This window comes from Aquabacterium sp. UBA2148, from assembly GCF_002328915.1.
Lineage (GTDB): Bacteria > Pseudomonadota > Gammaproteobacteria > Burkholderiales > Burkholderiaceae_C > Aquabacterium > Aquabacterium parvum.
This window is the reverse complement of sequence record NZ_DCXA01000145.1, coordinates 1-10,272: the sequence shown is the minus strand read 5'-3', so window position 1 is coordinate 10,272 and position 10,272 is coordinate 1. Positions and strand designations below refer to the sequence as shown.

At 66.8% G+C, this 10,272-nt stretch carries 9 protein-coding genes; 4 read left to right on the top strand and 5 right to left on the bottom strand.

All coding sequences use genetic code 11. The annotated features are described in order from the left end of the window. Window positions 1-561, bottom strand: a 561-nt coding sequence (locus tag B2W70_RS07935; protein WP_286744546.1) for a hypothetical protein, incomplete at its 3' end; no start/stop codon positions are given. A 190-nt stretch (window positions 562-751) separates the two neighbouring features. Continuing rightward, on the bottom strand, window positions 752-2,338 hold the full coding sequence (locus B2W70_RS07930) for a flavin-containing monooxygenase (RefSeq protein WP_286744544.1): 1,587 nt from the start codon (window positions 2,336-2,338) through the stop codon (window positions 752-754). A 193-nt stretch (window positions 2,339-2,531) separates the two neighbouring features. Between B2W70_RS07930 and B2W70_RS07925 the strand changes: the two genes are divergently transcribed. Together B2W70_RS07925 and B2W70_RS07920 are read left to right on the top strand one after the other, a co-directional pair. Then, on the top strand, window positions 2,532-3,593 hold the full coding sequence (locus tag B2W70_RS07925; protein ID WP_286744542.1) for an AraC family transcriptional regulator: 1,062 nt from the start codon (window positions 2,532-2,534) through the stop codon (window positions 3,591-3,593). Window positions 3,594-3,680: 87 nt separating this feature from the next. Continuing rightward, window positions 3,681-5,015: an Hsp70 family protein gene (locus tag B2W70_RS07920; RefSeq protein WP_235513752.1), complete on the top strand. Its 1,335-nt coding sequence runs from the start codon at window positions 3,681-3,683 to the stop codon at window positions 5,013-5,015. 67 nt (window positions 5,016-5,082) lie between these two features. On the opposite strand, the gene B2W70_RS07915 is transcribed toward B2W70_RS07920, so the two are convergent. From B2W70_RS07915 to B2W70_RS07905, 3 genes are all read right to left on the bottom strand, one after another. Then, window positions 5,083-6,084: an NAD(P)H-quinone oxidoreductase gene (locus tag B2W70_RS07915; protein ID WP_286744539.1), complete on the bottom strand. Its 1,002-nt coding sequence runs from the start codon at window positions 6,082-6,084 to the stop codon at window positions 5,083-5,085. Window positions 6,085-6,151: 67 nt separating this feature from the next. Continuing rightward, on the bottom strand, window positions 6,152-7,195 hold the full coding sequence (locus tag B2W70_RS07910; RefSeq protein WP_286744537.1) for a putative solute-binding protein: 1,044 nt from the start codon (window positions 7,193-7,195) through the stop codon (window positions 6,152-6,154). Between the two features lie 136 nt (window positions 7,196-7,331). After that, a complete protein-coding gene (locus tag B2W70_RS07905) occupies window positions 7,332-8,489 on the bottom strand; it encodes a pyridoxal phosphate-dependent aminotransferase (protein ID WP_286744535.1) in 1,158 nt (385 codons plus the stop codon). Window positions 8,490-8,799: 310 nt separating this feature from the next. Between B2W70_RS07905 and B2W70_RS07900 the strand changes: the two genes are divergently transcribed. Both B2W70_RS07900 and B2W70_RS07895 read left to right on the top strand, forming a co-directional pair. Continuing rightward, the gene (locus B2W70_RS07900) at window positions 8,800-9,897 is read left to right on the top strand and encodes an ABC transporter substrate-binding protein (protein WP_286744533.1); all 1,098 of its coding nucleotides are present in this window, start codon (window positions 8,800-8,802) and stop codon (window positions 9,895-9,897) included. A 17-nt stretch (window positions 9,898-9,914) separates the two neighbouring features. After that, window positions 9,915-10,272 (top strand): ATP-binding cassette domain-containing protein (locus B2W70_RS07895; protein ID WP_286744531.1); only part of this gene is annotated, 358 nt, incomplete at its 3' end.

Here is a 10,272-nt window from a genome sequence, read left to right as displayed (position 1 = left end):
CGGCAGGCCGCTGGAAGCACGGGCCGCCCGCAGCACCGGCACGTCGGCCACGCCCGGTGGGGGGCCCGCTCGCACGGCGCAACCATAGACCAGCTCGCGCCCCAGCACCGCCGAGTAGACGTGTTGCCAGCCCGTCAACGCAGGGGCCTGGCTGCCCGCAGGCCAAGGCGGTGAGCGGCGGAACTGCTGCACCATGGGCTCCTGGTCGGCTTCGCGGTCGAAGACCTGGGCGGTGACGTGCGCGATGCGGCCATCGCCCGCCTGGCTGGCGCGTGCCACGGCGCGGAACGCAAAGCGCCGGCCCAGGTCGTGTCGCTTGGCCTGCAAGGGCTGGTGGGTCGGCAGGGTGTCGAGGTCCCAGACCTGGCTGGCGTAGCGGATTTCGCAGTGAAGGTGCTCGACAACAGTTGGCTCGGAAGAGGCCGGCACAGGCGCTGGCCCGGCGTCGGCCATGGCACTCGCCGCGAAGGCAACCGAGCCCAACCAGCCGATGCACAGCGAAGCCAGCCATGCCGTGAAGCGGTGGGCGCCGTGGCGCCGGCTTTTGAAGGAAGGTCCCATGCCTGCTTTCTGATGAGTGCGAGTCAGGCCCGATTGTCCTCACAACGGCATGAAAAAAAGGGACCACCCTGGAGTGATCCCTTGTCAAAAGGCCGCGTGCGCCGCTGAGGGCCCACACAACCTCCCCACCACGGAGGAGCAGGAGACGCGCCCTCCGTGAAACCGATGATCGGAAATCCGTCGTTGCGCCTCAGCGCTGAGCCACACGGGCCATGGCCTGGTCACCAGCGAGCGCCCCAATGGGCGAGACGCCACCCGAGAACGATTGGCCACCCGCCAGCTTGCCCGTGCACTTGCCGAACACGTAGTCGGCTTCGTTGACATGGCGGGTCTGCAGCCAGTAGCGCCAGGTGCTCTTGGGCCAGATCGCGAAGTTGATGCCGTCGGCGGTCTGGTACCAGCTCTTGCAGCCCGAGCTCCACACAGTGCCCTTGAGCGCGTCGGTCATCTCACCCAGGAAGCGAGTCATGGCTTCGGGCTTGACGTCGATGTAGTCGGCGCCCTTTTGCTTGACCAGGTCGATGCACTTGATGATGTAGTCCACCTGTGCCTCGATCATGAAGATGATGGAGTTGTGGCCCAGGCCGGTGTGCGGGCCCACCAGCATGTACATGTTGGGGTAGTTGGCGGTGGTGATGCCCAGGTAGGACGTCGGGCTCTTGGCCCAGTCGCTGTGCACCTCGTGGCCGTTGCGACCGCGCAGCTCGAAGCTCTTCATGTAGATGCGCGGGTCGACGATGAAGCCCGTGCCCAGGATCACGCAGTCGAGCTTGCGCTCCTTGCCGTCCTTGGTGACGATGCCGTTTTCGGTGAAGTGCGAGAGCTCGTCGGTCACCAGCTCCACGTTCTTGCGGTTGAAGGTGGGGTACCACTTGTTCGAGATGAGGATGCGCTTGCAGCCCAGGGTGTAGTCGGGCGTGAGCTTCTTGACCAGCGCCGGGTCTTTCACCTGGTAGCTGATGAATTTTTTCAGCAGGCCTTCGCCGATGCTCGCCATCCAGGGGTTGAGGATGGGCCACAGGCGCGACTCGTTGGTCCAGTAGCAGCGCCAGCGGTGCAGGGTGCGGGTGAAGGGCAGGGCCTTGAAAGTCCACTTGCGGAAAGCGGAGTACGAGCGCTCGTCACGCGGGATGACCCAGGCCGGGGTGCGCTGGAACACGTGCAGCTGCGCCACGTCCGGGGCGATCTCGGGCACGTACTGGATGGCCGAGCCGCCGGTGCCGATGGACGCCACCTTCTTGCCCTTGAGCGGGTAGCGGTGGTCCCACTCGGCCGAGTGCATGACCTTGCCCTTGAACTGGTCCAGGCCCTTGATCTCGGGGATGGCCGGCACGTGCAGCGGGCCCGAGGCCAGCACCCAGTGGCGCGCGATGATGGTCTCGCCGCCCATGGTCTTGATCACCCACTTGCCGATGCCCTCGTTGAAGACGGCGCTGTCGACTTCCTGGTTGAAGAGGATCTTCTCGCGCAGGCGGTATTTCTTGACCGTGTCGAGGATGTACTGCTGGATCTCGTGCCACGGCGCGTAGCGCTTGGACCAGTCCGACTTGGTCTCGAACGAGAACGAGTACATGTGCGACTGCACGTCGCAGGCGGCACCGGGGTAGTGGTTGTCGCGCCAGGCCCCGCCGACCTCGCCCTTCTTCTCAAGGATGAGGTAATCGTTCATGCCGTGCTTTTGCAGCTGGATGGCCATGGCCAGGCCACCGAAGCCGGCACCGGCGATGGCGACTTCGACGTGGCGAACGTTGGTCGAGGGGGTCGCTTGAGCGTTCATGGTGGGGCACCTTTCTGATGAGGTTCAGTGGGGATCGCTTTTGCCGGTGTGGCCGTGCGATGTGTCTCCGTGTGTCCCCATGGTGCGCAGGCGCCACCCCCTCCACCATGCTAGATTCGACCAATGATTGATCGTTTCGGCCATCCGGCCGGTCAAACAGCCCTCTCCCGGGCCCCCGATTGACACAAGTCAAATGAGCACCCGTTCCATCCTCGGCCTGATCTACCTGGTGCAAGGCATGCAGCAGCTCGGCGAAGACCCACGTCCGGTGCTCGAACGCCATGGCCTGAGCCTCGAACGCCTGGACCCCAGCACGCGCATCGACCGCAGCCGCGAGATGCGCATCCACGCCGACCTGGCCGAGTCCGTCAGCGACCCGCTCATCGGCCTCAAGCTCGGCGGCTTCTACGGCCTGGCCGGCTATGGCCCGCTGGTGATGCTGCTCATGACCTGCGAGACGGCCTACGATGCCCTGCAGACCGGCATCCGCTACCAACGCCTGACCTACCTCTTCGGCACCCTGGGCTTCGAGCCGGGCGAACACGTCAGCGCCCTGGTGCTCAGCCCCATGGCGATGGAGCCGCGCGCTTTCCGCTTCCGGGTCGATGGCGAGATCGCCGGCACCTACAAGCTGGTGCGCGACATGCAGGTCACCCTGGGCCTGGACATCCACGCCGAGCGCATCGACATCCCCTACCCGCGCCCGGACGACGCCGCCTCCTACGAACGCTATTTCGGCTGCCCCGTGAATTTCGGCCATGCACAGGCGCGCTTCTGGATCCGCAACGAGCACCTGCGCCTGCGCCTGCCCACCGCCGACCGCAACGCCCACGCCATGTACCGCACCATGTGCGACCAGCAGCTCGTGGCCCAGCAACAAAGCACCGAGACCCTGTCCGACCGCGTGCTGACCCACCTGGGTCTGTTCAGCGGCAGCTACCCCAGCGCCGAGGACGTGGCCAAGTCGCTGGACCTGTCCGAGCGCACGCTGCGCCGTCAGCTCAGCGATGAAGGCAGCAACTTCCGGGACCTGCTGGCCCAGGCCCGCTACGCCAAGGCCCGCCACCTGCTGACCCACACCACGTTGCCGGTGGAGACCATCGCGCAGCAACTGGGCTACGCTGAGTCGGCGGCGTTCATCCACGCCTTTCAGCGCTGGGCGGGCAAGAGCCCGGCGGCCTGGCGTCACAGCGGCGACGCCGACCACCCGGGTGATGCGGGCAAGGTGGGCGATGCGGGCGATGCCAAAGCGTGAAACGCCCTGCCACCATGACCGCCTACAATCGCGCCCCCGCTGCCAAAGCGGCACCGACCCGCTGCCTGAGCGCCGCCTTCTCACCGCATGACGCGGCTTGCTGACATGAACTTCTGCGCCATCGACTTCGGCACCTCCAATTCGGCCATCGCCATCGAGGCCGACTCGGGCATGCGCCTGGTGCCCCTGGAAGGCGAACAGCTGACCATGCCCACCGCGGTGTTCTACTGCACCGACGCCGACGACCTGCCGCCCTCGGCCCTGCCCGGCCCCGGTGGCGACGACACCCTGCCCCGCTGCTTCGGTCGCGCCGCCGTTCAGGCTTACATCGATGGCTATGAAGGCCGCCTGATGCGCTCGATGAAGAGCGTGCTCGGCACGGCCCTGATCGACCAGACCACCGAAGTGGGCCAGGGCCTGGGTGTGCGCTACCTCGACATCGTCACCGGCTACCTGCGTCACCTGCGCAACCAGGCCGAGAAGGCCGGTGGCCAGCCGCTCAAACAGGTTGTGCTGGGCCGCCCCGTGTACTTCGTGGACGATGAGCCCGAGCGCGACGCGGCCGCACAGGCCTCGCTCGAAGCCGCTGCGCGCGCCGTGGGTTTCACCGACATCGCCTTCCAGTTCGAGCCCATCGCGGCGGCCTTCGACTTCGAGCAGCACTGCGGACGCGAAGAACACGTGCTGGTGGCCGACATCGGCGGCGGCACCTCCGACTTCTCGGTTGTGCGCGTGGGGCCCGAGCGTGCCCAGCGCACAGAGCGCCGCGACGACATCCTGGCCAACCACGGCATCCACATCGCCGGCACCGACTTCGACCGCCACCTCTCGCTGGCGCGCATCATGCCGATGCTGGGCCTGGGTGGCTTCGGGCCCAGCGTGCTCGGCCAGCCGCCGCGCCCGGTGCCCAGCCGCGTCTACTTCGACCTGACCACCTGGCACCTGATCAACACGGTCTACCAGCCCTCGCGCGTGGCCGAGCTGCGCAACATGGTCGACTTCTACGGCGAGCCTGCCCACCACCGCCGCCTGATGAAGGTGGTGAGCGAGCGCCTGGGGCACGCGCTGGTGGGCCGCGCCGAGGCCGCCAAGATCGCGGTGGCCGAAGGCGGCGCCACCGACATCGACCTGGGCCTGATCGAAGCGGGCCTGCACAACGGGCTGGACGCAGGCCAGGCCGATCAGGCCTTGCGCGCCGACCTGGAGCGCATCGTGGCCTGCGCGCGCGACACGGTGCAGCAAGCCGGGCTCAAGCCCGAGCAACTGGGGGCGCTGTACTTCACGGGTGGCTCCACCGGCCTGAAGCTGCTGACGGACGCGCTGCAAGCCGCCTTCCCGGGCGCTCGCGCGGTGCGTGGCGACCGCCTGGCCTCGGTGGCCACGGGTCTGGGGCTGTACGCCAAACGCTTGTTCACGGCGTGAAGAACGGCCCGCGGCCGTGCCCCCTGGGGCGCCTGTCCCAAACGGCGCCTGGTGCAAAAGACTGGCCTCAAGTCGTCAGCACGATCTTGCCGACGTGCTGCCGGCTTTCCATCAGCCGGTGCGCTTCGGCGGCCTGATCGAGCGCGAAAGTGCGGTACACGTGCGGCGCACAACGCCCAGCCGCCAGCACCGGCCAGACCTGCTCCTTGAGCTGCCGGGCGATGTCGGCTTTTTCAGCCGGTGTGCGCGCCCGCATGGTCGAACCCGTCACCACCAGGCGCTTGAGCAAGATGGGCAGGATGCTCAGTTGCTCGACCTTGTCGCCGCCCATGAAGCCAATCAGCAGCAGGCGCCCGTCCTTCTTCAAGGCCGCGAGGTTGCGCTCGAAGGCCGAGGCGCCCAGGATGTCGAGCACCAGGTCCACGCCCTGACCGCCTGACCAGGCCATCACCTCGGGCAGGAAGTCCTGGGTGCGGTGGTCGATGCTGAGTTCGGCGCCGAAGCGGCGCGCCACCTCGCCCTTGTCCGGTCCGCCGTCGGTGGAGACGGCGCGCAAACCGAACTCGCGCGCCAGCATCAGCGCCGTCATGCCGATGCCGCTGGTGCCGCCGTGCACCAGCAAGGTCTCGCCCGCGCGGGCGCGGCCCATCATGAACAGGTTGGCCCAGACGGTGAAGAAGGTTTCGGGCACGGCCGCCGCCTGCACGAAGTCCAGCGCCGCAGGCTTGGGCAACAACTGCGCAGCGGGCACCAGGCAGTGTTCGGCGTAGCCGCCGCCATCGGTGAGGCCGCAGACCTCATCGCCCAGCGCGAAGCCGGTCACGCCTTCGCCCGGCGCAACCACCTCGCCGGCCACCTCCAGGCCCGGCACGGGCGTGACGCCGGGCGGCATGGGGTAGAGCCCGCGTCGCTGCAGCACGTCGGGGCGGTTCACGCCTGCGGCGCGCACCTTCACCAACACCTGGCCCGGCCCGGGGTGTGGAACGGGCACGCGACGCGGCTGCAGCACCTCGGGGCCTCCAGGGTGCGAGATGCCGATCTCGGTCATCAGCTCGGGCAGGGCGGGCATGGTGTTGAACTCCGTGTGTGCAGCGATGCACCCGATTGTGTCGGCAGGGCCAACACCCTGGCTCACGTCATTCTTCTTCGAGCTTGGTCTCGCACTCGGCGTCGCCGGGGTTGACGTGGCAGCGGATGCGCTTGAGCACCTTCAGGCCGCGCTTGTCGTACAGGCCTTGCTGGGTCAACTGGATGCGCGACTCGCGCAGCAGCAGCGTGTACTTGACGGCGTCGTCCGGGTTGAGGTCCTCCCAACGAGCCGGCGGGATCGTGGTGTCGGCTCGGCGGATCAGCTGCAGCATGCGATCGAACTGACCGGCCCAGAAGGTGCGCGACTTGGCACCGAAGCCATCGGGGAACTGCGCATGACGAATGACCATCTGGTAGGACACCAACAGCAACGGGAAGCGCACCACCGCCCCCTTGCTGCCCAGTCCCTTGCTGAGCTCCAGCGGCTGATAGGCGATGGTGGGCGCGGCCATCATGTCTGCCTGGCCACCATTGAACTTGAGGTGAAAGTTCGAGATCGTGGCCGACACGGGGATGGCCTTGATGCGCTGGATCATGGCCCCCTGCGCCTTGTCGTAGTCGAAGGCCACGATGCGCTTGCCCGCCAGGGCCTCGACCGAGCTGAGCTTGCGGTCGTTGACGAAGGGGTAGGCGGCACCGGCCGGGGCGATGCCGGCCACCTCGTGCTCGCCATTGGTCATCAGCTTGGCGACCTGGGGCGAAGGCGCCGCGTAGGTCTGGATCAGCTTGCGCATGACCTCGTACGAGGCCGGCATGTCGACGTTGCCCTTGCGCACGATGGTGGTCGCACCCAACGAATCGATCGAGCCGGCCACGGCGTTGAACTGGCGCGAGCGAAAGGCGGTGCCCACGAAGCCATCGCACTGGCCGCTCTTGTAGGCCTCCAGGGCTGCCGCCTCGTCGTTGTAGCCCTTGAGTTCGAGGAAGACGCCGTCGCGCTGCATGGCCAGCGCGTAGTCGCGCACCATGTTGAACAGGTCACCGGACGCGCCGATGAAGTCGTAGACGCAAACCTTCTGCGCGGCCTGCGCGGGAGCAGACAGGAGCGACGCGGCGCAAACCGCCGCAGCCATACAACGAAGCCATGCCATGTGAAACCATCCCTCGATCGAATGCAGTGGGAGATTGTCAGCGCCCCATCGGAGCGCACAGCCGCGACCACTCGCAAGCGATGTAACCGATTGCCCCTATTGACTTCGGGTTCTCACTGAGGGAGGAAAGGCGACTTCAAAGCTGGACCAGCCGCTCCAAGGCCCGGCTCAGCGTGTCGGCCGACTTGGCAAAGCAAAAGCGGATGACGCCATGGTCGCGCGCATCGGGGTAAAAAGCCGACACGGGGATGGCCGCCACGCCGTGTTCGCGGGTCAGGCGTTCAACGAAGGCGCGGTCGCCCTCGTCGCTGATGGCCGCGTACTTCACGCACTGGAAATAGGTGCCCTGACAAGGCAGCAGCTCGAAGCGCGACCCCGACAGCGCCTGGCGGAAGATGTCGCGCTTGCCCTGGTACAGCGCCAACAGCTGCTCGTACCAGCCCGGGCGTTTCAGGAATTCGGCCAGCGCCACCTGCGACGGCGCGTGCACCGTGAAAACGATGAACTGGTGCGCCTTGCGGAACTCGGCCATCAGCTCGCGCGGGGCCAGCGCGTAGGCCACCTTCCAGCCCGTGGCGTGGTAGGTCTTGCCGAAACTCGAGACCACGACGCTGCGCTGAGCCAGTTCGGGGTGGCGCATCACGCTTTCGTGGCGCGCGCCGTCGAACACCATGTGCTCGTAGACCTCGTCTGACAAAACGACGATGCCAGTGCCGCGCACGATGTCGGCCAGGGCCCGCATGTCATCGGCCGTCCAGACCGTGCCCGTGGGGTTGTGCGGGCTGTTGATGACGATCATGCGCGTGCGCGACGTCACCAGCGCCTTCACGGCGGCCCAGTCGGGGCGGTAGCCGGGTGGTGCCAGGTCGGCGTAGATCACCTTGCCGCCTTGCAGTTCAACCGAGGGTGCGTAGCTGTCGTAGACCGGCGTGAACACGATGACCTCGTCACCCGGGTGCACCAGCGCGGCGATGGCGGTGAACAGCGCCTGCGTGGCACCCGCCGTGACGGTCACCTCGTGGGCCACGTCGTACTGCGCGCCGTAGAGCTGCGCCACCTTGGCCGCGATGGCCTCGCGCAGCACCGGCATGCCCGCCATGGGCGCGTACTGGTTGTGACCGCCGCGCGCGGCCTGGTCGAGCAAGTTCAGCAGCTCGGCTGGCGGCTCGAAGTCGGGAAAGCCTTGCGAGAGGTTGAGCGCCCCGTGCTCCTGGGCCAGCGCTGACATCACGCTGAAGATGGTGGTGCCCACCTGGGGCAGGCGGGAGCTGAGCGGATGAGTGAAAGACGGCATGCCCAGAGGATAGCGGCGCGGTGCACCGCCAACCGATCGCGCTTGCAAGCGAACGAAAGCGGCCGACCGCGCACCACAACGGCGCATGCAATCAGGCACGCCGTTTGCGTTAGATCAAACTGACGGAGTAGAAGCGTTCAGTCTGGTGCACGGCAAATTCGCTGGCATCAACAGGAAATTGCTCCCGACGACGGTGGCCCACGGGGCGGCTGTGTGTCGGGTGCCGCGAAGCCTCACAGGCTTCGCCACTGACGCATCGGCCCCGCAGGCCACCGGAGGTTCACCCCACCCAACCGGCCAGAGGTCTGCCATGTTCAACCGGCTTCGTCAGCTTCCTTCTTTCAGCTTCTCTGTCTCCCCATCGCTTTCTGCGTCTGCGCCTGCGTCTGCGTCTGCATGCAGCTCACTCGCCACGCTGCGCCCATCACGACGCCACCTGCACGCGCTCGCGCTGGGCGGCCTGGCCCTGCTGGCCTCGGCCCTGCACCGCCCCGCTCACGCGCAAGAAAAGCTCACCTTCCTGACCAGCTGGTACGCCCAGGCCGAGCACGGTGGCTTCTACCAGGCGGTGGCCACGGGCTTGTACAAACAAGCAGGCCTGGACGTGACCATCAAGATGGGCGGCCCGCAGGTCAACGGCATGCAGCTGCTCAGTGCAGGCCAGGCCGACCTCATCATCGGCTACGACTTCCAGGTGCTCTCAGGCGTCGAGAAGGGCCTGCCCGTGGTCACCGTGGCCGCGAGCTTTCAGAAAGACCTGCAGGGCATGCTCACGCATGGCGACGTCAAGTCGCTGGCCGATCTCAAGACCCGCACCATCCTCGTGGCCGGCAACAACCGCACCAGCTGGTGGCCGTGGCTGAAGTCGAAGTACGACTTCAAGGACGAGCAGACCCGCCCCTACACCTTCAACCTGCAGCCCTTCTTCGCCGACACCAACGTGGCGCAGCAGGCCTACCCCTCTTCCGAGCCCTTCCAGGCCCTGAAGAAGGGCGTGCCGCACAAGTTCTTCCTCTTCGCCGACGACGGCTACCCGCCGTATGGCACCAGCATCGTCACCACGCAGACCCTGCTCAAGGCCAAGCCGGACGTGGTCAAGCGCTTCGTCGAGGCCTCGATGAAAGGCTGGGTCAGCTACCTGAAGAACCCCGCGCCGGGCAACGCCCTGATCAAGCAGGACAACCCGAACATGAGCGACGAGCAGATCGCCTTCGGCATCCAGCAGATGAAGGCGCTCAAGGTGCTCGACAGCGGTGACGCCGCCACACAAGGCGTGGGCACCATGACCGAGGCGCGCTGGAAGGCCACGCGCGACTACATGGTCAAGGAAGAGCTGCTCAAGGCCGACGCGCCCTGGCAGAAGGCTTTCACGCTGGACATCGTCAAGCAGATCAAGGTCATGCCTTGAACCCCGTGGAGCGCACCATGCTGGCCCCCAACCCCGCCTTCATCACACCCGTTGTCGAAGCGCTGTCGGTCTGCAAGACCTACCGCAACGGCACCCAGGCCCTGGCCCCCACCGACTTCACCTTGATGCCGGGTGAGTTCGTCTCGCTCATCGGCCCGTCTGGCTGCGGCAAGAGCACGCTGCTCAAGCTCGTGGCCGGGCTGATCGAGCCCAGCGACGGGCGCCTGCAATGGTGGCGCCAGAGCGCGCTGCTGCAAGGCGCGCAGGCCCCGGCAGGCCGGCGCCTGGCCTTCGTCTTCCAGGAGGCCACGCTCATGCCCTGGTCCATCGTGGAGGCCAATGTGCGCCTGCCGCTGGACCTGCAGAAGGTGCCCA